This window comes from Sphaerotilus natans (assembly GCF_900156335.1).
Taxonomy (GTDB): Bacteria; Pseudomonadota; Gammaproteobacteria; order Burkholderiales; family Burkholderiaceae_C; genus Sphaerotilus; species Sphaerotilus natans.
Map to the genome: position 1 here is coordinate 104,658 of NZ_FTMZ01000001.1, position 21,526 is coordinate 126,183.

General features: G+C 70.4%; 26 protein-coding genes and 1 tRNA gene. 20 read left to right on the forward strand and 7 right to left on the reverse strand.

Features of this window, described 5'->3' with window-relative positions:
* Positions 1-118 precede the first annotated feature (118 nt).
* The 4 genes from BW996_RS00480 to BW996_RS00495 are packed head-to-tail and all read left to right on the forward strand — an operon-like array spanning position 119 to position 2,940.
* Positions 119-481: a roadblock/LC7 domain-containing protein gene (locus BW996_RS00480; RefSeq protein WP_037479351.1), complete on the forward strand. Its 363-nt coding sequence runs from the start codon at positions 119-121 to the stop codon at positions 479-481.
* A gap of 32 nt (positions 482-513) precedes the next feature.
* Entirely contained in the window at positions 514-1,005 is a 492-nt protein-coding gene (locus BW996_RS00485) for a PAS domain-containing protein (protein WP_206539495.1), read from the forward strand.
* Positions 1,002-1,772: a phosphate/phosphite/phosphonate ABC transporter substrate-binding protein gene (locus BW996_RS00490; protein ID WP_241461865.1), complete on the forward strand. Its 771-nt coding sequence runs from the start codon at positions 1,002-1,004 to the stop codon at positions 1,770-1,772. The genes BW996_RS00485 and BW996_RS00490 overlap by 4 nt, the downstream gene beginning before the upstream one ends.
* A gap of 7 nt (positions 1,773-1,779) precedes the next feature.
* Entirely contained in the window at positions 1,780-2,940 is a 1,161-nt protein-coding gene (locus BW996_RS00495; RefSeq protein ID WP_037479347.1) for a FimV/HubP family polar landmark protein, read from the forward strand.
* 23 nt (positions 2,941-2,963) lie between these two features.
* Here BW996_RS00495 and BW996_RS21555 read toward each other — a convergent pair whose 3' ends face one another.
* From BW996_RS21555 to cysM, 3 genes are all read right to left on the reverse strand, one after another.
* Positions 2,964-3,773 carry a hypothetical protein gene (locus tag BW996_RS21555; RefSeq protein ID WP_037479345.1) on the reverse strand — a complete coding sequence of 270 codons (810 nt, stop codon included), beginning with the start codon at positions 3,771-3,773 and terminating at the stop codon, positions 2,964-2,966.
* A gap of 4 nt (positions 3,774-3,777) precedes the next feature.
* Positions 3,778-4,992 carry an ammonium transporter gene (locus tag BW996_RS00505; RefSeq protein ID WP_037479343.1) on the reverse strand — a complete coding sequence of 405 codons (1,215 nt, stop codon included), beginning with the start codon at positions 4,990-4,992 and terminating at the stop codon, positions 3,778-3,780.
* 302 nt (positions 4,993-5,294) lie between these two features.
* Positions 5,295-6,200, reverse strand: a complete 906-nt coding sequence (gene cysM / locus BW996_RS00510; RefSeq protein WP_037479341.1) for a cysteine synthase CysM — start codon at positions 6,198-6,200, stop codon at positions 5,295-5,297.
* A 116-nt stretch (positions 6,201-6,316) separates the two neighbouring features.
* On the opposite strand from cysM, the gene BW996_RS00515 reads away from it, so the two are divergent.
* Both BW996_RS00515 and BW996_RS00520 read left to right on the forward strand, forming a co-directional pair.
* A tRNA-Leu gene (locus BW996_RS00515) sits at positions 6,317-6,403 on the forward strand.
* A gap of 33 nt (positions 6,404-6,436) precedes the next feature.
* A complete protein-coding gene (locus BW996_RS00520; RefSeq protein ID WP_037479340.1) occupies positions 6,437-7,054 on the forward strand; it encodes a rhomboid family intramembrane serine protease in 618 nt (205 codons plus the stop codon).
* Between the two features lie 17 nt (positions 7,055-7,071).
* Here BW996_RS00520 and BW996_RS21965 read toward each other — a convergent pair whose 3' ends face one another.
* Positions 7,072-8,007 (reverse strand): NAD-dependent epimerase/dehydratase family protein, encoded by a 936-nt coding sequence (locus tag BW996_RS21965; RefSeq protein ID WP_241461858.1) that lies wholly within the window; start codon positions 8,005-8,007, stop codon positions 7,072-7,074.
* Between the two features lie 45 nt (positions 8,008-8,052).
* On the opposite strand from BW996_RS21965, the gene BW996_RS21970 reads away from it, so the two are divergent.
* Positions 8,053-9,081 (forward strand): CDP-6-deoxy-delta-3,4-glucoseen reductase, encoded by a 1,029-nt coding sequence (locus BW996_RS21970; RefSeq protein WP_037479338.1) that lies wholly within the window; start codon positions 8,053-8,055, stop codon positions 9,079-9,081.
* A 67-nt stretch (positions 9,082-9,148) separates the two neighbouring features.
* On the opposite strand, the gene rpsT is transcribed toward BW996_RS21970, so the two are convergent.
* Positions 9,149-9,460: a 30S ribosomal protein S20 gene (gene rpsT / locus BW996_RS00535; protein ID WP_037479336.1), complete on the reverse strand. Its 312-nt coding sequence runs from the start codon at positions 9,458-9,460 to the stop codon at positions 9,149-9,151.
* Positions 9,461-9,549: 89 nt separating this feature from the next.
* Between rpsT and murJ the strand changes: the two genes are divergently transcribed.
* The 9 genes from murJ to BW996_RS00580 all read left to right on the forward strand — a co-directional run bounded on the left by murJ (position 9,550) and on the right by BW996_RS00580 (position 18,578).
* The gene (gene murJ / locus BW996_RS00540; protein ID WP_037479334.1) at positions 9,550-11,112 is read left to right on the forward strand and encodes a murein biosynthesis integral membrane protein MurJ; all 1,563 of its coding nucleotides are present in this window, start codon (positions 9,550-9,552) and stop codon (positions 11,110-11,112) included.
* Between the two features lie 52 nt (positions 11,113-11,164).
* Positions 11,165-12,043 carry a SirB1 family protein gene (locus BW996_RS00545; RefSeq protein WP_037479333.1) on the forward strand — a complete coding sequence of 293 codons (879 nt, stop codon included), beginning with the start codon at positions 11,165-11,167 and terminating at the stop codon, positions 12,041-12,043.
* A 59-nt stretch (positions 12,044-12,102) separates the two neighbouring features.
* Positions 12,103-13,140, forward strand: a complete 1,038-nt coding sequence (locus BW996_RS00550; RefSeq protein ID WP_037479430.1) for an AI-2E family transporter — start codon at positions 12,103-12,105, stop codon at positions 13,138-13,140.
* 36 nt (positions 13,141-13,176) lie between these two features.
* The gene (locus BW996_RS00555) at positions 13,177-13,878 is read left to right on the forward strand and encodes an HdaA/DnaA family protein (RefSeq protein WP_241461852.1); all 702 of its coding nucleotides are present in this window, start codon (positions 13,177-13,179) and stop codon (positions 13,876-13,878) included.
* A 28-nt stretch (positions 13,879-13,906) separates the two neighbouring features.
* A complete protein-coding gene (locus BW996_RS00560) occupies positions 13,907-14,590 on the forward strand; it encodes a histidinol-phosphatase (protein ID WP_037479332.1) in 684 nt (227 codons plus the stop codon).
* Positions 14,587-16,251, forward strand: coding sequence for a polynucleotide adenylyltransferase PcnB (pcnB, locus tag BW996_RS00565; RefSeq protein ID WP_241461850.1), 1,665 nt, complete (start codon positions 14,587-14,589; stop codon positions 16,249-16,251). The genes BW996_RS00560 and pcnB overlap by 4 nt, the downstream gene beginning before the upstream one ends.
* On the forward strand, positions 16,244-16,774 hold the full coding sequence (gene folK / locus BW996_RS00570) for a 2-amino-4-hydroxy-6-hydroxymethyldihydropteridine diphosphokinase (protein WP_051631664.1): 531 nt from the start codon (positions 16,244-16,246) through the stop codon (positions 16,772-16,774). The genes pcnB and folK overlap by 8 nt, the downstream gene beginning before the upstream one ends.
* A 139-nt stretch (positions 16,775-16,913) precedes the next feature.
* Positions 16,914-17,561, forward strand: a complete 648-nt coding sequence (locus BW996_RS00575; RefSeq protein ID WP_037479331.1) for a DUF47 domain-containing protein — start codon at positions 16,914-16,916, stop codon at positions 17,559-17,561.
* A gap of 6 nt (positions 17,562-17,567) precedes the next feature.
* Entirely contained in the window at positions 17,568-18,578 is a 1,011-nt protein-coding gene (locus BW996_RS00580) for an inorganic phosphate transporter (protein ID WP_037479329.1), read from the forward strand.
* Here BW996_RS00580 and BW996_RS00585 read toward each other — a convergent pair.
* Positions 18,554-19,024 carry a hypothetical protein gene (locus tag BW996_RS00585; RefSeq protein ID WP_139330678.1) on the reverse strand — a complete coding sequence of 157 codons (471 nt, stop codon included), beginning with the start codon at positions 19,022-19,024 and terminating at the stop codon, positions 18,554-18,556. The two genes, BW996_RS00580 and BW996_RS00585, sit on opposite strands and share 25 nt — an antisense overlap.
* A gap of 13 nt (positions 19,025-19,037) precedes the next feature.
* Positions 19,038-19,184, reverse strand: coding sequence for a hypothetical protein (locus BW996_RS21560; RefSeq protein ID WP_156027823.1), 147 nt, complete (start codon positions 19,182-19,184; stop codon positions 19,038-19,040).
* 170 nt (positions 19,185-19,354) lie between these two features.
* Between BW996_RS21560 and rpsP the strand changes: the two genes are divergently transcribed.
* The 4 genes from rpsP (at position 19,355) to rplS (ending at position 21,524) form a co-directional block, all read left to right on the forward strand.
* Positions 19,355-19,627 carry a 30S ribosomal protein S16 gene (gene rpsP, locus BW996_RS00590; protein WP_037479328.1) on the forward strand — a complete coding sequence of 91 codons (273 nt, stop codon included), beginning with the start codon at positions 19,355-19,357 and terminating at the stop codon, positions 19,625-19,627.
* Positions 19,628-19,682: 55 nt separating this feature from the next.
* The gene (rimM, locus tag BW996_RS00595) at positions 19,683-20,276 is read left to right on the forward strand and encodes a ribosome maturation factor RimM (RefSeq protein WP_037479327.1); all 594 of its coding nucleotides are present in this window, start codon (positions 19,683-19,685) and stop codon (positions 20,274-20,276) included.
* Between the two features lie 39 nt (positions 20,277-20,315).
* Positions 20,316-21,080 (forward strand): tRNA (guanosine(37)-N1)-methyltransferase TrmD, encoded by a 765-nt coding sequence (trmD, locus tag BW996_RS00600; protein WP_037479326.1) that lies wholly within the window; start codon positions 20,316-20,318, stop codon positions 21,078-21,080.
* 90 nt (positions 21,081-21,170) lie between these two features.
* Positions 21,171-21,524, forward strand: a complete 354-nt coding sequence (rplS, locus tag BW996_RS00605) for a 50S ribosomal protein L19 (RefSeq protein WP_037479324.1) — start codon at positions 21,171-21,173, stop codon at positions 21,522-21,524.
* The last annotated feature ends 2 nt before the right edge of the window (positions 21,525-21,526 follow it).

The following is a 21,526-nucleotide window of genomic DNA, read 5'->3' on the forward strand; positions in this document are numbered from 1 at the left end:
TCGATTGATCGACTGATCTGCGGGTGATCCGGCGTGGCGGGGGGGCCGCGCCGGACGCCCGGATGGCCTCCCTCTCCCCTCGACCACCCAACCACCACTTTTCCCGAAGGAAACGCCCATGCGTGAAGACCTGCTGAACTCGATCCTGAGCGAACTGAACGGCTCGACCGCCGACATCGAGGCCTCGGCCGTGCTGTCCACCGACGGCCTGATGATGGCCTCGATGCTGCCGGCCGGCATGGACGAGGACCGCGTCGGCGCGATGAGCGCCGCGATGCTGTCGCTGGGCGATCGCACCTCGCGCGAGCTGGCCCGCGGCGAGCTCGAGCAGGTGCTGGTCAAGGGCGCCAAGGGCTATGTGCTGATGACGCACGCCGGCCCCGACTCGGTGCTGACCGCGCTGTGCAAGCCGAACTCGCGCCTGGGCCTGATCTTCCTCGACGTCAAGCGTGCGGCCGACGCCATCAGCAAGGTCATCTGATCGGTCCGCTTCGTGATCGAGGGAATCCGATGATGACCGACATGAACGAGTCCGATCTGGTGCCGGGGGAACGGCGCGAGCTGACGATGAGCTACCACGACGGGCGCACCCGTCGGGTGCTGGTCGTGGACCATGAGGTGCCGTATCCGGACGGCAAGCTGATCGTGTCGCGCACCGACACCGCCGGCGTGATCACCCACGCCAACCAGGCCTTCGTCGACATGTCCGGCTACGAGCGCGACGAGCTGATCGGCGAGAACCACTGCATCCTGCGCCACCCGGACATGCCGGCGGCCGCCTTCAAGGACCTGTGGGACACCGTCGGGCGCGGAGAGAAGTGGCAGGGCTATGTGAAGAACCTGCGCAAGGACGGCGCGCACTACTGGGTGTTCGCCACCGCGATCCCGAACGTGCGTGACGGCCGGGTCGTGGGCTACACCTCGGTGCGCCGCAAGCCTTCGCGCAGCAAGGTCAACGAGTGCATCGCGCTCTATGCCCGGATGCGGGCGGAGGAACTGAAGTGAGCGAGAACGCCGCGACCACGCCGCTGGAGCTGACGGTCAGCCCCGACTTCTCGCCCGAGCACATCGCCGGCTGGTATGTGTTCAACACCTGGCTGCAGCGCCGGCTCGGCGAGCGCATCCACCTGGAGCTGTACGAGGACTTCGCCGCGCAGCGCCAGGCCATTGCCGCCGACAAGGTCGACCTGATCTACGCCAATCCCTACGACGCGGCCATGCTGGTGCGCGAGAAGGGCTTCGTCGCCATCGCCGCGCCGCGCGACTGCCCGGACGAGGTGGTCATCGCCGTGCCTGCGGACTCGCCGGCACAGTCGGTCGAGGACCTGCTGCCGGGCACGCGTCTGGCCGTGACCCGCGACCCGGACGTCAACCTGATCGGCATGATCCTGCTGGAGTCGGCCGACCTGAACCGTGACAACGTGTCCACCGCCTCGGTGTCGACTTACGTGGTCCTGGCGCGAACCCTGCTTCAGGGCAAGGCCGACTGCGGCTTCTTCCTGAAGGAGGCCTTCGACGACCTGAGCGCGCCGATCCGTCGCCAGCTGCGACCGCTGATGACCAGCGAGATCAGCCTGGTGCGGCATGTGCTGCTGGTGGGCCCGCGCGCCGCGCATCTGCGCGAGTCGCTGCAGCAGCTGCTGCTGTCGATGGACGATCCGGCCTCCGACGGGCGTCGCACGCTCGAGGCGCTGGGCCTGAGCGGCTGGGAGAAGCAGGACCAGGAGGACACCGAGTTCATGATCGACCTGATGGACACCTTGATGGTGTGAACACCCCATGCTGCCTCCTCTGAAGCGCCGACTGCTCCATCTCGCGCTGGCCTGTGCACCGCTGGCGCTGCTGCCCGTGGCGTCGGCCCAGCCGGCGACGGAGCCGATCGTCGGCGAGACGGCCCGGCCTTTCCGCACGACCGTCGCGCAGGACAATCTGTGGGACATCGCCGGCAAGGTGGCCCGGCAGGCCGGTGTCGGGCGCCAGCAGGTCATGGTGGCCGTGCTGCGTCGCAATCCGGATGCCTTCGTCAAGGGCAACATCCACCGGCTGCGCCAGGGCGTGCCGCTGGTGCTGCCCTCGCTGGGCGAGCTGAAGGCGGAGGATCGCGCGGCATCGTTGGCGCTGGTGGAGGCGCATCTCGCGGCGCTGAAGTCGGGCGCAACGCTGCCCGCGCTGCCGGCGGCGGGCGAGCCGGTCGCTGCGGTGGTGCCGCCGCTGCAGGCGCCGGCTTCGGCGCCGGTGCCGGCGCCAGCGCCAGCGCCAGCGAGCGCTCCAGCCCCGGTCCCGGCTGCTTCGGGGGTCCAGGCTCCTGCGCCGGCCGCATCGATCGCGCCTGAGGCGGCGGCGTCCGCCTCCGCTGAAGTGCCGGCCGAAGCGCCGGCCTCGGCGACGATCTCCCCTGCGAGCCCGGCCGCCCGTCCGGCGGCCGATGTCGCCCGTCCTGACGCCCGAGAGGGCGATGAAGCGGCCGCCCCGGCTTCCGCGCTGCGCTGGCTGCCCTGGCTGCTGGGTGCGGGCGTTCTGGCCGGCGGCGTGATCCTGTGGCGCCGTCGCCCCGGCCTGCAGGAGGCGGCGCTGCCGTCCGCCTCGCCGGTCGAGACCCTGCGCGCCTCGGCGCCGCGCAACTTCGACGTGTCGACCGCAGCGGCCGACATGGCCCGCACCGTCGAGGCCGCGCCGCTGGTGACCGAGCTGGTCCGCCCGGTGGCCGCCGAAGGCGAGGAGGCCTCGTCGTCGGCGTCCGTGCCTGCGGCTCCGCTGGCGGGATCGATCGATCCGGAGCTGCGCGGCGCCCTGCGTGTCGAGATGGCGCGCACCTGTCTCGAGATCGGCCGCGAGGCGGCTGCGCGCGATCTGCTCGAGGTGGTGCTGCGCGAGGACAGCGGTCGCCATCAGGCGGCTGCCGCCGACATGCTGGCCCGGATGGGGTCGGCCGCGGCCTGATCCGGCGGGATCCGGTCCTGCGCTCAGAGCAGCCGGCGTGGCGAGAACTGCCGCGCCAGCGGGCCCTGCTCGGCGGCGCGTACCGCGCGGGTCAGCACCTGGTCGGCCTCGACCGGGCCGAGCGCCTCGCACAGCGCCATGTAGAGCAGGTGCACCACCTGCGACAGCTCGGCCGCCGGCAGGTCCAGCACCCAGTGCGCCTGCAGCGGCCGTGTCCACAGCTCGCGCAGCGCGCGCCGCAGCGACAGCGGCACCTTCAGCGTGTCGATCAGATTGAGCGCGCTGTCGCCCAGGTCCTGCAGGGCGCCGGGATGGAAGCGCTGCACTTCGGCCAGCGCGCTGCGCATCAGGTCGGCGCAGACCGCCTGCTCGGGCGGCAGCGCTGCGGCCGTGGCCGGCGCCGGTGCGGTCGGTGTCGCCATCGGTGCCGGCCCCGGCGCGATGCCGGCCGCCTGCATCGCCGAGGCCACCGGATGGATCGCTGCGGCGGCCGCCACCGGCGGTGCCGTGACCGGCGCGGTGGTGGCGGGCGCAGCGGGTGCCGATGTCGCGGGCGCCTGCGGATACATCATCGGCCACGGGTCCATCGGCAGCTGGTCCTCGGGCAGGCGCAGCGCCTTGTAGAAGGTCTCGTAGAGCTTCTTGCGCAGCGGCGCCTCGATGTGATGCTGCTGCGCGACCTGATCGATGTAGCGGATGATGTCCGCGACCGCGTCGCCGCGCATCGACTGATGCTGCAGGCGCAGCGCATCGAGCAGCGCCTCCTCGTCGAGCACGGGAGACAGCGCCGCGCAGGCGGCGCGGCGGCGCAGGGACAGGGCTTCTGTGGCCATCGAATCAGGTTTCCTTGTGCAGCTGTCCCGGCGAATCCTGGAACTCGGGGTAGCCGATCTCGTGATGCTCGGTGGCGTCGAGGCCGCGCTGCTCGTTGAGCGTGGGCGCGCGCAGGCCGATCAGACGGTCGACGAGCTTGAACAGCAGCCAGGCGACCGGGAAGGCCCAGGCGAAGGTGGCCAGCGCGCCCAGCAGCTGGACCATCACCCGGGCGCCGTCGAACAGGTCGCCCTGGTAGAACAGGCCGGCGGCCAGCAGGCCCCAGACGCCGCCGATGCCGTGCACCGCGATCGCGTCGACCGCGTCATCGATGCGCAGCCGGCGCAGCGCCTCGGCGCCCCAGGTGCAGGCCGCGCCGGCGATCAGGCCGGTCAGGATCGCGAAGACCGGGCTCATCGTCGCGGCGCCGGCCGTCAGCGAGGCCAGGCCGCACAGGCTGCCGTTGACCGAGGCGCTCATCAGCACCGGCCGGCTGCTCAGGCGCATGAAGGTCAGCGCGCCGATGCCGCCCGCGCAGCCGCCCAGGTAGGTCGACAGCAGCACCGTGCCGAGCTGGCCGCCTTCGAGGCTGCCGATCGAGCCGCCGTTGAAGCCGAACCAGCCCATCCACAGGATGAAGCCGCCCAGCGCCACCATCGGCAGGTTGTGGCCGGGAATGTCGCGCACCTCGCCGTTGCGGCCGAAGCGGCCCAGGCGGGGGCCCAGCACCAGCAGGCCCGCCAGCGCGCACCAGGCGCCGACCGCGTGCACCGCGCCGCCGCCGGCCAGATCGACGAAGCCCATCGTCTTCAGCCAGCCCGACGGGTTCCAGGTCCAGTGCGCGTAGGCCGGGTAGATCAGCAGCGACATCAGCAGCGCGAAGGCCAGGTAGGCGCCGTAGCGCATGCGCTCGGCCACCGCGCCGGAGACGATGCTGACCGCGGTGGTCGCGAACATCATCTGGTAGAGCAGGCCGACCGCATCGAAGGCCTTCAGGCCCTCGGGCGCGAATAGGCTCGTGCCGATCAGGCCGCCCTGGCTGCTGCCGAAGGCCAGGCCGTAGCCCGCCGCCCAGAAGCCCACCCCGACCAGGCAGGTGCCGAGGTAGATCTTCATGATCACGTTGATCGAGTTCTTGGCCCGCGACAGGCCGCCCTCGACCAGCGCGAAGCCGGCCTGCATGAAGAAGACCAGGGCGGTGCAGATCGCCACCCAGGTCATGTTGATCATTTCGTTCATTTCGAGGTTCACCCGCAGTCAGGAGGGCGTGCGCACTTCGGTGGTGCGCACGATCGGAACCTGACAGATCGCAATTGCGATGCCAAGCATGGCTCAGGTCACTAGCCTTTCTTGTCGGGATTTCGACCGATGGCCCCCTGGAAACGGGAGGGTTCCAAGGGCACATCGAATGTTTTTTTGAATCAGGGCCGGTTGCCCGGGCGCCATGCTGGCGCATGGATTCCCTGTTATGGGGCGAGCCTGCTGCCGATTGTTGGATCATGGTGCATTGCGCACCATGATGGATTGGCAGCCCGAAGAACTCAGGCCGGGAAGACGCCGGTGGAGAGATAGCGGTCGCCGCGGTCGCAGACGATGAAGACGATGGTGGCGTTCTCGACCCGGGCCGAGACCTGCAGCGCCGCCCAGCAGGCGCCGGCGGCCGAGATGCCGGCGAACAGGCCTTCCTCGCGCGCCAGGCGCCGGGCCATGTCCTCGGCGTCGGCCTGCGAGACCAGCAGCATCTCGTCGACCTGCGTCGGATCGTAGATCTTCGGCAGGTAGGCCTCGGGCCACTTGCGGATGCCGGGAATGCGCGAGCCCTCGGAGGGCTGCGCGCCGACGATGCGCACCTGCGGGTTCATCTCCTTCAAGTACTGCGAGGTGCCGGTGATGGTGCCGGTGGTGCCCATCGCGCTGACGAAGTGGGTGACGCGGCCTTGCGTGTCGTTCCAGATCTCCGGGCCGGTGGTCTCGTAGTGGATGCGCGGATTGTCGAGGTTGGCGAACTGGTCGAGCACGCGGCCCTTGCCGTCGCGCTGCATCTGCTCGGCCAGGTCGCGGGCGTATTCCATGCCGCCGGCCTTCGGCGTCAGGATCAGCTCGGCGCCGAAGGCCTTCATGGTCTGCGCGCGCTCGATCGACAGGTCCTCCGGCATGATCAGCACCATGCGGTAGCCGCGCACGGCCGCGGCCATCGCCAGCGCGATGCCGGTGTTGCCGCTGGTGGCCTCGATCAGCGTGTCGCCGGGGCGGATGTCGCCGCGTTCCTCGGCGCGGCGGATCATGCTGATGGCCGGGCGGTCCTTGACCGAGCCGGCCGGGTTGTTGCCTTCGAGCTTGGCGAGGATCACGTTGCCGTGTCGCGCGGCCTCCTCGCCGGCCAGGCGCTGCAGCCGCACCAGCGGGGTCGCGCCGATGACATCCTCGACGGTCTTGTAGTCAGGCATCTTCTCTCCTTGGGGTCCTCGGGGTCGCGGATCGGGGCGATTGTGGCAGCAAGGGCGGCGCGGCGTGGGGCCATGCCATAATCGCCGCCGCGCGACCGACGCATCCTCTTTCTCCTGCCGGAGTGGCGAAATCGGTAGACGCAGTGGATTCAAAATCCACCGCCCTCACAGGCGTGCCGGTTCGAGTCCGGCCTCCGGCACCAGATCCCTCGCGGATCCCCGCAACCTCCGCCGACATGCCCCAGATCCCGCCCGTCACCAAGGCCCTGATGCTGATCTGCACCGCGCTGTTCTGCGTGCAGCTGCTGTTCGGTTTCTGGGTCGAGGCGCTGTTCGCGCTCTGGCCGCTTGGCGGTGGCCTGGGCGGCGGCTCCTTCATGCCGTGGCAGCTGATCACCTATGCCTTCCTGCACGGCAGCATGGGGCATCTGTTCTTCAACATGCTCGGCCTGTGGATGTTCGGCTCGGAGCTGGAGTCGATCTGGGGCCGGCAGCGCTATCTGCAGTTCCTGGGCGCCAGCGCGCTGGCTGGCGGCGTGATCCAGCTGATCGTGGTCAGCCTGGGCGCGAGCGGCGGCGGCCCGACGCTGGGCGCCTCGGGCGCGCTGTTCGGCCTGCTGATGGCTTTCGGGATGATGTTCCCGGACCGCACCATCATGCCGCTGTTCCCGCCCATCCCGATGAAGGCCAAGATCTTCGTGATGGTCTTCGGCGGCATCGAGCTGCTGTTCGGCCTGATGGGCAGCAACGGCGTGGCCCACTTCGCCCACCTCGGCGGCATGCTGGGCGGCTGGCTGATGATGCGCTACTGGCGCGGCCTGCCGCCGTTCCCGCCGCGTCAGCGTCGGCGCTGAGCTGAGCGCCCAGGGCCTCAGGCCAGCAGCCCGGTCGCCACGCTCGGGTGGCGCAGGGCGAGCCGCAGCTCGTCTTTCAGGCGCCGGTTGATCAGCCGGCGCGACTCCGACAGGAAGCTCATCTGCATCGGCGAGAGCCGCTGCTGCGCCTCGGCGCGGCTGATGCGCGGCGGCCGCGGCAGCCCGCACAGGTCGGCGGCCAGATCGAAGTAGTCGCCCATTTTCAGCTCGGTGCCGTCGCAGGCGTGGATCACCCGCTGCGCCCGCCCGCGCAGCAGCGCGGCGACGCAGGCGCGCGCCAGATCGTCGGCGTGGATGTGGTTGGTGTGCACATCGTCCTCGGCGCGCAGCACCGGCGTGCCGCGCTGCAGCCGCTCGCGCGGGTGGCCGCCGGGGCGGTCGCCGGCGTAGATGCCGGGAATGCGCAGGATCGTCGCCTTCAGCCGGCCGCCGCGGCCTGCTTCGCGCACGCGTCGCTCGGCGGCGACGCGCCGATGGGCCCGGTCGCTGGCGGGCGCGACCGGGCGCGTCTCGTCGAAACGGGCGCCGGCGCAGTCGCCATAGACGCCGGTGGTGCTGCCGTAGACCAGCCGGTGCCCGCCCGGCGGCGCGTGGCGGGCCAGCGCCTGCAGCAGGTGGGCGGTGCGCGGGTCGTCCGCGCCCTGGCCCGGCGGCGGCGCCAGGTGCAGCACCCGGGGCGCCAGCGCGCCCAGCCGGCGCAGCGTGTCGGGCCGGTCAAGATTGCCGACGAGCGGCCGCAGCCCCAGCGCGCGCAGCGCCGGCGCGCGTGCGGCGTCCGAGGTCAGCGCGACCAGGCGCCAGCGTGTGGCCAGCAGTCGCGCCACGCGCTGGCCGACATCGCCGCAGCCGACGATCAGCAGGCGCGGGCGACGCAGCAGGCGGGTCGCCGCGGCGGGAATGGCAGGGCGCAGGCCCCGGTGGTGGTGCGGCACAATCTCGCCCCGTGGTGATGTGATGACAACCCCGAAGGATAAGAGATGAATTTCACCGTGACCGTCCAGCCCTCCGGCCGCCAGTTCGAGGTCGCGCGCGACGAGGTCATGCTGCCCGCGGCGATCCGCCAGGGCATCGGTCTGCCCTATGGCTGCAAGGACGGCGCCTGTGGCTCGTGCAAGAGCCGCCTGCTCGAGGGCCGGGTGATCCACGGCGCGCACCAGCTCAAGGCGCTCAGCGCCGAGGAGGAGGCCGCCGGCCTGATCCTGAGCTGCTGCGCCACGCCGCAGACCGACTGCGTCATCGAGTCGCGCCAGGTCACGGCCGCCGACCAGTTCCCGGTGCTGAAGATGCCCACGCGGGTGATCTCGATCACGCGCGCGGCCGACGATGTCGCGGTGCTGAAGCTGCAGCTGCCGGCCAACCAGGCCTTCCAGTACCACGCGGGCCAGTACGTCGAGTTCATCCTGCGCGACGGCGCGCGCCGCAGCTACTCGATGGCCAGCGCGCCCGAGCTGGCGCAGGGCGTCATGGAGCTGCACATCCGCCACATGCCGGGCGGGCGCTTCACCGACCATGTCTTCGGCGCGATGAAGGAGAAGGAGATCCTGCGCATGGAAGGGCCGTTCGGCACCTTCTTCCTGCGCGAGGACAGCGCCAAGCCGGTGGTGATGCTCGCTTCGGGCACGGGTTTTGCGCCGATCAAGGCGCTGATCGAGCACATGGAGGCCAAGGGTCTGACGCGGCCGACGGTGCTGTACTGGGGCGCGCGCAAGGCGGCCGATCTCTATCTGCGCGACTGGGCCGAGGCGGCGGTCGCACGGCTGCCGTGGCTGCGCTTCGTGCCGGTGCTCTCCGAGCCGGACGCGGGCTGGGACGGGCGCACCGGCTTTGTCCATCAGGCGGTGATGGCCGATCTGCCCGATCTGTCGGGCCATCAGGTCTACGCCTGCGGCGCGCCGGTGATGGTGCAGTCGGCACAGCGCGACTTCGTCGCGGCCTGCGGTCTGCCGGAGGAGGAATTCTTCGCCGATGCCTTCACCAGCGAGGCGGACAAGGTGGCGGGGGGCTGAGCCCTTCGCGCAAAGCAAAAAGCCCGCGCAAGCGGGCTTTTGCTGGGATCCACCCGGATCAGCTGATTCAGGCGGCGGCCTGGGCCGGAGCCAGGGCCTTGATCTTGGCCGACAGGCGGCTCTTGATGCGCGAGGCCTTGTTCTTGTGGAAGATGCCCTTGTCGGCGATCGAATCGATCACGGCCTGGGCGGTCTTGAAGGTGTCGCCAGCCTTGGACTTGTCACCGGAGGCGACGGCCTTCAGCACGCCCTTGACGGCGGTGCGGAACTTCGAGCGCAGCGCGGTGTTGGCGGCGTTGAGCTTGACATCCTGACGCGCACGCTTGCGACCCGAGGCAATGCGGACGGTCTTCTTCTTGGCTTTGGACGAGGTGGCCATGGTGTGTTTCGTGTTCCGGGTGGAAAAGCCTAGCAGTATAGCATTGATAATCGCAAGACCTGCGACCCCTGACGCTCAAGTCCCCATCCATGAGTCTGCTTCGTTCTGCCTCCGTCGTGTCGGCGCTCACGCTGGCCTCGCGCATCACCGGGCTGGTGCGCGAACAGCTCATTGCTGCCGCCTTTGGCGCGAGTGCCGCCACCGATGCCTTCCAGGTCGCGTTCCGCATCCCGAACCTGCTGCGGCGGCTCTTCGCCGAGGGCGCGTTCTCGCAGGCCTTCGTGCCCATTCTGGCCGCCTCGCGGGCCACCGAGGGTGACGAGAAGACGCAGACGCTGATCGATGCGGTGGCCACCGTGCTGCTGTGGGCGCTGGTGGTGGTGTGCGCCTTGGGGGTGATCGGCGCGCCGGTGCTGGTCTGGGCGATGGCCTCGGGCCTGCCGGCCGACGGCCAGGAGGCCGCGGTGGTGATGACCCGGCTCATGTTTCCGTACATCGGCTGCATGTCGCTGGTGGCGCTGTCGGCGGGCATCCTGAATTCGTGGAAGCATTTTGTGGTGCCTGCCGCCACGCCGGTGCTGCTGAACCTGAGCGTGATCGCCGCCGCCTGGCTGCTGCGGCCGCAGTTCGAGGTCTGGGGCGTGCGGCCGGTCTATGCGCTGGCGGTCGGGGTGATGGTCGGCGGCGTGCTGCAGCTGGCGGTGCAGGTGCCGGCGCTGAAACGCATCGGCATGCTGCCGCGCCTGGGGCTGGGGCCGGCGGCGCTGCGCCGCGCCTGGGCCCACGAGGGCGTGCACCGCATCCTCAAGCAGATGGCGCCGGCGCTGCTGGGGGTGTCGGTCGCGCAGCTCTCGCTCTTGGTCAACACCCAGATCGCCTCGCATCTGGTGGCGGGCTCGGTGTCCTGGCTGACCTATGCCGACCGGCTGATGGAGTTCCCGACCGCGCTGCTGGGCGTGGCGATGGGCGTGGTGCTGCTGCCGCAGCTCTCGGCCGCGCAGGCCAAGGGCGAGACCGAGCGCTACTCGGGCCTGCTCGACTGGGGCCTGCGCCTGGTGGTGCTGCTGGCGCTGCCGTGCGCGGTGGCGCTGCTGGTGTTTCCGCAGCCGCTGGTGGCGGTGCTGTACCACTACGGCGCCTTCACCGCCGAGGATGTGCGCCAGACGGTGATCGCGCTGATGGGCTACGGCGCCGGTCTGATGGGGCTGGTGGCGATCAAGGTGCTGGCACCGGGCTTCTACGCCAAGCAGGACATCCGCACCCCGGTGCGCATCGCCATCACCGTGCTCGGGCTGACGCAGCTGATGAATCTGGTCTTCGTGCCTATGCTCGGTCATGCGGGGCTGGCGCTGTCGATCGGTCTGGCGGCGCTGGTCAACGCGACCTGGCTGCTGACGGGGCTGCGCCGGCGCGGCAGCTACCGGCCCGAGCCGGGCTGGCGCGGCTTTGCGCTGCGTGTGGTGGTCGGCTGCGTGGCGCTGGGCGCGGCGCTGGCCTGGGCTGCACAGGCGATCGACTGGATCGGTCTGCGCAGCCAGCCGGGCTGGCGCGCGCTGGTGCTCGCCGGGGTGCTTGGCGGGGTGGCGCTGCTGTATTTCGGCGTGCTGCGGCTGCTGGGGCTGGACCTGCGCCAGTTCGCGCGTCGGCAGTGAGATCGGCACGAATCCGCGGTCATCGGGCGCGCTGTCGATACACTTTCGCTCCATGGACCGCAGCTCCCTGTCCCCGCTCGAGTATTTCGCCGCGCTGGTCGCCGACGATGACAGCCTCTCCCTGACCGAGGCGGCGGCCGCGATCGCGCAGGCCGAGGAGCCGGGGCTGGACCTGCAGGCGGTGCAGACCGAGCTCGACACGCTGGCCTGGCGGCTGCGCAAGCGCCTGGCCGCCGATGCCTCGCCGCTGCAGCGGGTGCAGGCCCTGCATCATTTTCTCTACAAGGACCTGGGCTTCACCGCCGGCGATGTCGACGAGCCGGCCTGCAGCCATCTGCATCAGGTGCTGCGCCAGCGGCGCGGCATTCCGGTGTCCTTGGCGGTGATCTATCTGGAACTGGCCGGCCAGATCGGCCTGCAGGCCGACGGGCTGGCGTTCCCGGGGCATTTCCTGGTCAAGCTGCACCTGCCGATGGGCGAGGCGGTGATCGATCCGCTCAGCGGGCGCTCGCTGTCGCGTCACGAGCTGGAAGAGCGGCTCGAGCCCTGGCTGGATCTGGACGCGATGTCGCGGCTCGGTGTCGAGGCGGCCTCCGGCGCGCTGGGCGAGCTGCTGGCCGAGCATCTGCAGCCAGCTTCGGCGCGCGAGATCCTGTCGCGCATGCTGCGCAACCTCGAGCGGGTCCACCGGGCCGACGGCGATCCGGCGCGCCTGCTGCAGATCCAGCACCGGCAGGTCGCGCTCGAGCCGGAGAACTGGACCTGCCGGCGCGAGCGCGGCCTGACGCTGGCGCAGCTCGGCCTGACCACCGAGGCGATCGAGGATCTGCAGTGCTATCTCGATCATGCTGGCCGGGGGGCGGCCGACCGGCGCCGCATCGGCGCGCAGCTGACGGCACTGCGCGAGGCCGGACCGCCGCGCTGGCACTGATCCCTCCGATGACAAGTTCCCTGCGCCCTTTGCTCCCGCTGATCCGCCAGCGTGGCCTGATGCTGGCCTGGCTGGGCGTGGCGCTGCTGGCCGGGCTGCTGCTGTGGCTGCTGGCGCCGGTGCTCACGCCCTTCCTGGCGGCGCTGGTCCTGGCCTATGCGCTGCAGCCGGCGGTCGGGCGGCTGCAGCGGCATCTGCGTCTGCCGCGGGCGCTGGCCGCGCTGCTGGTCGAGCTGATCGCGATGGCCGCGCTGCTGGGCGTGCTGCTGCTGATCGTGCCGGTCATCTCGCACGAGCTGCCCCGGCTGCGCGAGCAGATCCCGCAGCTGGCCGCGCGCATCAACGACGGACTGGCGCCGTGGCTGGCGCAGTACGGCCTCAGCGTGCGGCTGGACATTGCCGGCATCAAGGCCTTCGTGGTCAAGTACCTCGATGCCAGCGGCGAGGACATGCTGGCCGCGCTGCTGAGCTCGGCGCGCATCGGCGGCAGCGTGCTGCTGGCGCTGGTGGGCAATGCGGTGCTGGTGCCGGTGGTGATGTTCTACCTGCTGCTGGACTGGCCGATGCTGACCGGGCGGCTGCGCCGGCTGGTGCCGCCGCGCCATCTGGAGGCGGTCTGCGGCTTCGCCGAGGAGTGCGACCAGGTGCTGGGGCAGTATCTGCGCGGACAGCTGCTGCTGATGCTGGTGCTGGCGACCTTCTACACTTCGGCCCTGGCGCTGGCCGGCTTCGAGCTGGCGCTGCCGCTGGGCGTGTTCACCGGGCTGGCGATCTTCATTCCCTACCTGGGCTTCGGCCTGGGCGCGGCGCTGGCGCTGCTGGCCGGGGTGCTGCAGTTCGCCAGTCTGTACGGCGCCGGTGCGGTGCTGCTGATCTACGGGGTCGGCCAGGTGCTCGAGAGCTTCGTGCTGACGCCGCGTCTGGTCGGCGAGCGCATCGGTCTGCACCCGATCGCGGTGATCTTCGCGCTGCTGGCCTTCGGGCACCTGTTCGGCTTCGTCGGCGTGCTGCTGGCGCTGCCGGCGGGTGCGCTGGTGCTGGTGGCGCTGCGCCGGGTGCGACGCGCCTACGTCGACAGCCGGCTCTACCGTGGCTGATGCCCGAACGACAACGAAACGACTTCCTCCGCACGCATGTCCCGTGACCCGTCCTCGACGATGCGACAGGTGCCGCTGGCCTTCGGGCCGGAGCCGGTGCTGCGCTTCGATACCTTCGTTCCCGGCGCCAACGCGCAGTGGGAGCAGGTGCTGATGGCGCTGCTGGCGCCCAACCCGACGATGCCGCTGTACCTGTGGGGTCCGCCGGGCAGCGGCAAGTCGCACCTGATGCAGGCCGCGGCCAGCCAGACGCAGTCCTTCGGGCTGCGGGTGGCGGCCTTCGACCTGAAGTCGCCGGTGCCCTGGGAGTTCGACGAGGAGGCCCGGCTGCTGATCCTCGACGACTGCGACCGCTATGATCGGCGCCGCCAGCACGAGGCCTTCCGCATGTTCGTCGAGGCCACGACGCTGGGCGTGCCGATCCTGGCGGCCGGGCGGCTGCCGCCGGTGGACCTGCCGGTGCGCGACGACCTGCGCACCCGGCTGGCCTGGGGGCTGGTCTACCGCCTGGTGCCGCCGACCGACGAGCAGGTGCGCGCGCTGCTGCGCCGCGAGGCCGAGCGGCGCGGCATCACCCTCGACGACGAGATGATGGCCGAGCTGGTGGGCCGCGCCGGCAACGAGCTGGTGCCGCTGATGGAGCTGCTCGACCGGCTCGACCGCTACGCGCTGTCGAGCAAGAAGGCGGTGACGCTGGCACTGCTGCGGCAGATGCTGGCCGAGCCGGACGAGATCTGAAACGGGCTTGACCCGACAAACCGAACCGATGACCGCACCCTCCCGCCAGCTTTGCCTGTTCGACCTGGATCACACGCTGATCCCGATCGATTCCGACCACGCCTTCGGCAGCTTCATGGTCGAGATCGGCTGGGCCGATGCCGACGAGTTCCGCCGCCGCAACGACGCCTTCTACGCCGACTACCAGGCCGGCACGCTCGACCTGAACGCCTACATCGACTTCGCCACCGCGGTGTGGCGCAGCCGCCCGCTGGCCGAGGCCCTGGCCGCGCGCGAGCGCTTCCTGGCCGAGGTGCTGCGCCCGAAGGTGCTGCCGCAGGCGCTGGAGCTGGTGCGCCATCACCAGCGCCGCGGCGATCTGGTGGCCATCGTCACCGCGACCAACGAGTTCGTCACCACGCCGATCGCCGCCGAGTTCGGCGTCGAGCACCTGCTGGCGGTGCAGCTCGAGCGCGAGGCCGACGGCCGCTGGCTCGGCCGGGTGCGCGGCACGCCGACCTTCCGCGAGGGCAAGGTCGCGCGCGTGCACGACTGGCTGGCCGGGCAGGGCGCCTCGCTGGCCGACTTCTCCGGGGTGAGCGTCTACAGCGACTCGCCCAACGACCTGCCGCTGCTGGAGATCGCCACCGATCCGGTGGCCACCAACCCGAGCCCGGCGCTCGAGGCCACCGCCACGCAGCGCGGCTGGCGCATACTGCGTCTCTTCCCATGATCAAGAACATCATTCGCAAGCTGCTCGGCAAGTCGAGCCTGTCCACCCCGGTCGGCGAGACCGTCCTCGAGGCGGTTTCGCTGCGTCCGGCGGCCGTGCCCGAGCCGATCGCGTCACGGCCGCTGCCGGTCGAGCCGACGCCGGTGGCGGCGGCTGCCGCCGAGCTCGCCTCGGCCGTGGCCGGCCCGGTGCGCGGCCGCCGCGTCGAGGTGCCGGCCTCGGTGCACCGCATCGACCCCTCGCTGCTCGACGACCGCGCGGTCAAGGTGGTCACCACGCTGCAGGACGCGGGCTTCGAGGCCTACATCGTCGGCGGCGCGGTGCGCGACCTGCTGCTGGGCCACCGCCCCAAGGACTTCGACGTCGCCACCAACGCCACGCCCGAGCAGGTCAAGGGCCTGTTCCGGCGCGCCTTCATCATCGGCCGGCGCTTCCGCATCGTCCACGTCGTGCACGGCCGCGGCCGCGAGCACGAGGTGATCGAGGTCTCGACCTTCCGCGCCTACCTCGACCCGGCCGCGGCCGAGCAGGTCGAGGGCCACGAGAAGACCTCGCGCGCGGCGCTGGCCGACAAGAGCCATGTGGTCGACGCCAGCGGTCGGGTGCTGCGCGACAACGTCTGGGGCCCGCAGGACGAGGATGCGGCGCGGCGCGACTTCACCGTCAACGCGCTCTACTACGACCCGCGCCGGCGCATCGTCGTCGACTACCACGACGGCATCGCCGACGCCCAGGCCCGCGTGCTGCGCATGATCGGCGACCCGGTCACCCGCTACCGCGAGGACCCGGTGCGCATCATCCGCGTGGTGCGCTTCGCCGCCAAGCTGGGCTTCGAGATCGAGCCGGGCACCCGCGAGCCGATCCGCGCCTGCGCCGAGCTGCTCTCGGCGGTGCCGGCCAGCCGGATGTTCGACGAGATGATCAAGCTGCTGCAGACGGGCCACTCGCTGGCCAGCCTGGAGGAGCTGCGCAAGCAGGGCCTGCACAGCGGCATCTTCCCGATCCTGGATGCGGTGCTCGACGAGGCGCACGCCCACGACGGGCGCGAGCAGTTCATCCAGCGCGCGCTGGCCGACACCGACCGCCGCGTCGGCGAGGGCAAGCCGGTGGCGCCGAGCTTCATGCTGGCGTGCATGCTCTGGCATGACGTGGTGCGCCGCGCCGACGAGCTGCGCGCCCGCGGCGAGCCGCCGGTGCCGGCGCTGCAGCTGGCGATCGACGCGGTGTTCGACGCGCGCATTGGCGACATTTCCGGCCGCGGCAAGCTGGCGGCCGACATGCGCGAGATCTGGATGATGCAGCCGCGCCTGGAGCGCCGCACCCCGTCGGCGGCGCTGACGCTGGTGGCGCAGCCGCGCTTCCGTGCCGGCTTCGACTTCCTGCGCCTGCGCGCCGACACCGGTGAGGCCGACGCCGACCTGGCGCACTGGTGGGAGCGCTTCTCGACCGCCGACGACGCGCTGCGCGAGGCGCTCTTCGTCGAGGCGCGCCAGCAGGACCAGGCGCGCCGCGCCGCGGTGGCTGCCGGCGAGCTGCCGGCCGAGGCCGCCGCCGGCACGGCCGGCGGTCCGGCCAAGAAGCGCCGCCGCCGCCGCAAGCCTGCGGGTGTGCGTGCCGACGGCGCGCCGGCCTTCGCCGAGGCCGAGTCCGGCGGTGACTGAGTCCGCGCCGGACTCGCTGCCGCGCCGCGCCGTCATCGGTCTTGGCGCCAATCTCGGCGATCTGGATGCGACGCTGGACGCGGCCTGTGCCGCGATCGCCGCGCTGCCGCGCAGCCGCTGGCTGGGCGTGTCCGGGCGCTGGTGCAGTCGGCCGGTCGATTCGTCCGGCCCGGACTACCTGAACGCGGTCGCCGCGATCGAGACCCGGCTGGCGCCGCTGGAGCTGCTCGCGGCGCTGCAGGCCATCGAGAACGCACATGGCCGCGAGCGCCCCTGGCGCAACGCGCCGCGCACGCTCGACCTCGACGTGCTGCTGATCGACGACCTGCGCAGCACCGATCCGGTGCTGCTGCTGCCGCATCCGCGCCTGCTCGAGCGCGCCTTCGTGCTGCTGCCGCTGCTGGAGCTGCAGGCCGCGCTGGACGGCGCGCTGCCGCTGCCCGGACACGCCGACGTGGCGGCGCTGCAGCAGCTTGCCGACCGGCTGGCCCGCGAACAGGGCCTGGAGCGCCGGCCCGGCTGAAACGTTTCCGGCCTGTGCCCGCCAAGCGGCTACACTCCAACGTTTCCAATCATGACAATTCCGTGACAGGTTGCCGCCGCCCGGCGGGCATTCGGTCACCCCCTGACCGTTCCTGTCCCTCTCCCCCCTGGAGCTCAACATGCTGTTCGGCAAGCTGCTGCCGCGCGAAGGCAATTTCTTCGAACTGTTCAACAAGCACGGCGAGGCGATGGTCGCCGGATCGCGCTCCTTCCAGAGCCTGCTGCAGAACTACGGCGACACCTATCTGCGCGAGAAGTACGCCGCCGAGGTGGATGCGGCCGAGCATGCCGCCGACAAGGTGACCGCCGAGGTCAACCGCCTGCTGCACAAGACCTTCATCACCCCGATCGACCGCGAGCAGATCCACGGCCTGATCAACGCGATGGACGATGTGCTGGACCTGTTCCAGGATGTCTCCGAGACGCTGGCGCTGTACGACGTGCGCACCATCACCGAGGAGGTGCTGCGCCTGGGCGACCTGGCGGCCAAGTGCGGCGAGCGCGTCGCGCATGCGGTGTCGCTGCTGGGCAAGCTCAGCGACCACAGCGTCGCCGAGGCCACCGTCAAGACCTGCGAGGAGATCGATCGCCTCGAGTCCGACGCCGACCGGGTGATGCGCTCGGCGATGTCGCGCCTGTTCCGCGAGGAGCAGGACATCCGCGAGCTGATCAAGCTCAAGGCGATCTACGAGATGCTCGAGTCGATCACCGACAAGTGCGAGGACGTGGCCAACCTGATCGAGGGCATCGTCCTCGAGAACTCCTGAGCCATCATGGACGCAATCCAGGTCAGTCTCTGGGTGGTCGTGCTGCTGGTGGCGCTGGCGCTGCTGTTCGACTTCATGAACGGCTTCCATGACGCGGCCAACTCCATCGCCACCGTCGTGTCCACCGGCGTGCTCAAGCCGCAGCAGGCGGTGCTGTTCGCGGCCTTCTTCAACTTCATCGCCATCGGCATCTTCCACCTGAAGATCGCCGCCACCGTCGGCAAGGGCATCGTCGAGCCGGGCATCGTCGACTATCACGTCGTCTTCGGCGCGCTGGTCGGGGCGATCACCTGGAACGTGGTCACCTGGTTCTACGGCATCCCGTCGAGCTCCTCGCATGCGCTGATCGGCGGCATCGTCGGCTCGGTGACCGCCAAGGCCGGACTGGACGCGCTGATCGGTGCGGGCATCTGGAAGACGGTCGCCTTCATCCTGGTCTCGCCGACGCTGGGCTTCATCCTGGGCTCGCTGCTGATGGTGGTGGTGGCGTGGATCTTCCGGCGCAGCACACCGATCCGGATCGACAACTGGTTCCGGCGCCTGCAGCTGGTCTCCGCCGGCCTGTACAGCCTGGGTCACGGCGGCAACGACGCGCAGAAGACCATCGGCATCATCTGGATGCTGCTGATCGCCACCGGCTACACCAGCGCCACCGACGACATGCCGCCGGGCTGGGTCATCTGGTCGTGCTACATCGCCATCGCCCTGGGCACGATGTTCGGCGGCTGGCGCATCGTCAAGACCATGGGCCAGAAGATCACCAAGCTCAAGCCGGTCGGCGGCTTCTGCGCCGAGACCGGCGGCGCGATGACGCTGTTCCTGGCGTCCTGGCTGGGCGTGCCGGTGTCGACCACGCACACCATCACCGGCGCCATCGTCGGCGTGGGCTCCACCCAGCGGGCCTCGGCCGTGCGCTGGGGCGTGGCCGGCAACATCGTCTGGGCCTGGATCTTCACGATTCCGGCCTCGGCGGCGGTCGCGGCCGGCGCCTACTACCTGGGCACGCTGATCCTCTGAGGCGTCGGCTGATCCGCCTCGGCCTGCACCTCGAACCAGCGCTGCAGGCCGAAGGCGATCGACGACATCAGCACCGTCGTGCCGATCAGCAGCGCGGCGATCACCGCCAGCACCGCGCCCCAGCCGCTGGGCGGCGTGCCCCCGCTGCGCCCGGCGTTGTGATGCGCGTCCCAGCGCTCGTCGGGCGTCAGGCCGGTCAGGATGGTGGCGAGCATCGCCGCGGCGAAGGACAGTCCGCCCAGCGGCAGCATCCAGGCCGCCTGCGCATCGTCGATGCCGAAGGCGTCGAGCCGCTGCAGGCCGGCCAGCCCGGTCAGCGTGGCCAGCAGATGCAGCCACCCCCAGGCGTCGCGCAAGCCGTGACGCCAGAAGCGGTGCAGGCCGAAGCTGCCGCCCAGCAGCGTCAGCCAGGCCGCGCGGGTCTTGGAGCGGGGGCGGGCGCTCAAGTCGATCTCGCGATCAGGTCCCGGTGCCGTGGAACACGTTCCGGGCATGAATCTCGGCGATGGCCGCCACGTCGGTCGGCAGGCTGGGGCGAATCAGTGTCTCGGGCATCGAAGGCAGCTTATAATCTCGGGTTTTCCGGTGACGGCTGATCGGCAGCATGCCACGCAGCACGTATCTAACGGGGCCGGGAGAAGCCTGATTGTCAATGCAATCGCCATCGTCACTTCGATCTGCCGGCCTGCGTGTCTCCTGGTCCTGTGGATCACCGGTCATTCCGGGGCACCGGTACCTGCGCCCCGAACCTGACACCTTCTGATCGAGGAAACATCATGGTCGTGATTCGTCTGTCCCGCGGCGGCTCCAAGAAGCGCCCGTTCTACAACATCGTCGTCGCCCCGAAGGCCGAGCGCCGTGACGGCCGCTTCATCGAGCGCGTCGGCTTCTACAACCCGGTCGCTTCCGGCCAGGCCGAAGCCCTGCGCGTCGCCTTCGACCGCGTCGAGTACTGGACCGGTGTCGGCGCCCAGATGTCGCCGACCGTCGACCGCCTGGTCAAGCAGGCCAAGGGCGCTGCCGTCGCTCCGGCCGCTGCTGCTGCCTGAGATCGGTCTGCAAGCCGGTCTTCCTGCACTTCTCGTCTGACCTGAACGGATTCCGATGAACACGCTGCCTCACGACGACGACGTGGCCTGGCCCGACGACGCCGTCGAGGTCGCGCGGGTGCAGGATGCCTGGGGCATCAAGGGCTGGCTGCGCGTGCAGCCGCATGCCGCCGATCCCCAGGCGCTGTTTTCGTCCCGCCGCTGGTTCCTGCAGCCGCCGGCCGGCAAGCCGCGTCCGAAGGATGCGCCGTCGCTGCCCCGCCAGCTGCATGTGACGCTGGTCAAGGAGCACGGCGACGGCATCGTCGCGTCGGTGCGCGAAGTCGCCGACCGCAATGGTGCCGAGGCGCTCAAGGGCGCGCGCATCTTCGTGTCGCGCCAGAGCTTCCCCTCGACCGATGACGGCGAGTACTACTGGGTCGATCTGATCGGCCTGGAGGTCGTCAACCGCGAGGGCGAGCCGCTGGGCACCGTCGCCGAGATGATCGACACCGGGCCGCACTGCGTGATGCGGCTCGAGCAGGCCTCGACCGATGCCGCCGGCAAGGCGCGCACCGTCGAGCGCATGATTCCCTTCGTCGCCGCCTACATCGATGGCGTCGACCTGCCCGGACGGCGCATCACCGCCGACTGGGGCCTCGACTACTGACTTGCCGTCGCGCGGGCGCCGCGTGCCGGACCGGATGGCATGCGCTTCGACGTCCTGACCCTCTTCCCCGAGCTGTTCGACCCGTTCATGAAGGTCGGCGTGACCCGCCGTGCCTACGCGACGCGCCAGGTCGATGTGCGGCTGTGGCCGCTGCGCGACTTCGCCGACGACAACTATCGCCGGGTCGATGACCGGCCCTACGGCGGTGGCCCCGGCATGGTGATGCTGGTCGAGCCGCTGGAGCGGGCGCTGACGGCGGTGCGCGCCGACCGCGCCGAGCCCGAGGGCGCGCGCGCGCCGGTGATCCTGTTCAGCCCGGCCGGCGCGCCGCTGACGCAGGCGCGGGTGCAGCGCCTGGCGGCCTCGCCCGGCGCGGTGCTGCTGTGCGGCCGCTACGAGGGCATCGACCAGCGCTTCGTCGACCGCCATGTCGACGAGGAGATCAGCCTGGGCGACTTCGTGCTGTCGGGCGGCGAGCTGCCGGCGCTGACGCTGCTCGATGCGGTCACCCGGCTGCAGCCCGGCGTGCTGCACGCCGTGGCCTCGCACGAGCAGGACAGCTTCTCCGACGGCCTGCTCGACTGCCCGCACTACAGCCGCCCCGAACGCCTGGGCGATGACGCGGTGCCTGAGGTGCTGATGTCGGGCCACCATGCCCGCATCCAGCGCTGGCGGCGCGAGCAGCAGCTTGCCATCACCGCCCGGCGCCGGCCCGACCTGATCGAGGCGGCGAGGGCCGCAGGACGGCTCAGCCGCGCCGACGAGCAGTTCCTGGCGCAGGTGCCGTCGAAAATCGAGCTATAATCTTTGGTTTTGATCCTCTGCCTGAAGGCAATCAGGTGTCCGAGCGCGGGCACCTCCGCCGATCTGCAGGCACGATCTCAGGAGCCCCCCATGGATCTGATCCGTCAACTCGAGCAAGAAGAAATTGCTCGTCTCAACAAGACCATCCCCGAGTTCGCCCCCGGCGACACGGTGATCGTCAGCGTCAACGTCGTCGAAGGCACCCGCAAGCGCGTCCAGGCCTACGAAGGCGTCGTGATCGCCCGCCGCAACCGTGGCCTGAACAGCAACTTCATCGTCCGCAAGATCTCCAGCGGCGAAGGCGTGGAACGCACGTTCCAGCTGTACAGCCCGCTGATCGCTTCGATCGAAGTCAAGCGCCGCGGCGACGTCCGCCGTGCGAAGCTGTACTACCTGCGCCAGCGCAGCGGCAAGTCGGCCCGCATCAAGGAAAAGCTGGCCTGATC

What these genes read in the sequence shown, in the direction of transcription:
- BW996_RS00480 (WP_037479351.1), top strand. Translation starts at nt 119, where the DNA reads ATGCGTGAAGACCTGCTGAACTCGATCCTGAGCGAACTGAACGGCTCG.
- BW996_RS00485 (WP_206539495.1), top strand. Translation starts at nt 514, where the DNA reads ATGACCGACATGAACGAGTCCGATCTGGTGCCGGGGGAACGGCGCGAG.
- BW996_RS00495 (WP_037479347.1), top strand. Translation starts at nt 1,780, where the DNA reads ATGCTGCCTCCTCTGAAGCGCCGACTGCTCCATCTCGCGCTGGCCTGT.
- BW996_RS21555 (WP_037479345.1), bottom strand. Translation starts at nt 3,773, where the DNA reads ATGGCCACAGAAGCCCTGTCCCTGCGCCGCCGCGCCGCCTGCGCGGCG.
- BW996_RS00505 (WP_037479343.1), bottom strand. Translation starts at nt 4,992, where the DNA reads ATGAACGAAATGATCAACATGACCTGGGTGGCGATCTGCACCGCCCTG.
- cysM (WP_037479341.1), bottom strand. Translation starts at nt 6,200, where the DNA reads ATGCCTGACTACAAGACCGTCGAGGATGTCATCGGCGCGACCCCGCTG.
- BW996_RS00520 (WP_037479340.1), top strand. Translation starts at nt 6,437, where the DNA reads ATGCCCCAGATCCCGCCCGTCACCAAGGCCCTGATGCTGATCTGCACC.
- BW996_RS21970 (WP_037479338.1), top strand. Translation starts at nt 8,053, where the DNA reads ATGAATTTCACCGTGACCGTCCAGCCCTCCGGCCGCCAGTTCGAGGTC.
- rpsT (WP_037479336.1), bottom strand. Translation starts at nt 9,460, where the DNA reads ATGGCCACCTCGTCCAAAGCCAAGAAGAAGACCGTCCGCATTGCCTCG.
- murJ (WP_037479334.1), top strand. Translation starts at nt 9,550, where the DNA reads ATGAGTCTGCTTCGTTCTGCCTCCGTCGTGTCGGCGCTCACGCTGGCC.
- BW996_RS00545 (WP_037479333.1), top strand. Translation starts at nt 11,165, where the DNA reads ATGGACCGCAGCTCCCTGTCCCCGCTCGAGTATTTCGCCGCGCTGGTC.
- BW996_RS00550 (WP_037479430.1), top strand. Translation starts at nt 12,103, where the DNA reads ATGCTGGCCTGGCTGGGCGTGGCGCTGCTGGCCGGGCTGCTGCTGTGG.
- BW996_RS00555 (WP_241461852.1), top strand. Translation starts at nt 13,177, where the DNA reads ATGTCCCGTGACCCGTCCTCGACGATGCGACAGGTGCCGCTGGCCTTC.
- BW996_RS00560 (WP_037479332.1), top strand. Translation starts at nt 13,907, where the DNA reads ATGACCGCACCCTCCCGCCAGCTTTGCCTGTTCGACCTGGATCACACG.
- pcnB (WP_241461850.1), top strand. Translation starts at nt 14,587, where the DNA reads ATGATCAAGAACATCATTCGCAAGCTGCTCGGCAAGTCGAGCCTGTCC.
- BW996_RS00575 (WP_037479331.1), top strand. Translation starts at nt 16,914, where the DNA reads ATGCTGTTCGGCAAGCTGCTGCCGCGCGAAGGCAATTTCTTCGAACTG.
- BW996_RS00580 (WP_037479329.1), top strand. Translation starts at nt 17,568, where the DNA reads ATGGACGCAATCCAGGTCAGTCTCTGGGTGGTCGTGCTGCTGGTGGCG.
- BW996_RS21560 (WP_156027823.1), bottom strand. Translation starts at nt 19,184, where the DNA reads ATGCTGCCGATCAGCCGTCACCGGAAAACCCGAGATTATAAGCTGCCT.
- rpsP (WP_037479328.1), top strand. Translation starts at nt 19,355, where the DNA reads ATGGTCGTGATTCGTCTGTCCCGCGGCGGCTCCAAGAAGCGCCCGTTC.
- rimM (WP_037479327.1), top strand. Translation starts at nt 19,683, where the DNA reads ATGAACACGCTGCCTCACGACGACGACGTGGCCTGGCCCGACGACGCC.
- trmD (WP_037479326.1), top strand. Translation starts at nt 20,316, where the DNA reads ATGCGCTTCGACGTCCTGACCCTCTTCCCCGAGCTGTTCGACCCGTTC.
- rplS (WP_037479324.1), top strand. Translation starts at nt 21,171, where the DNA reads ATGGATCTGATCCGTCAACTCGAGCAAGAAGAAATTGCTCGTCTCAAC.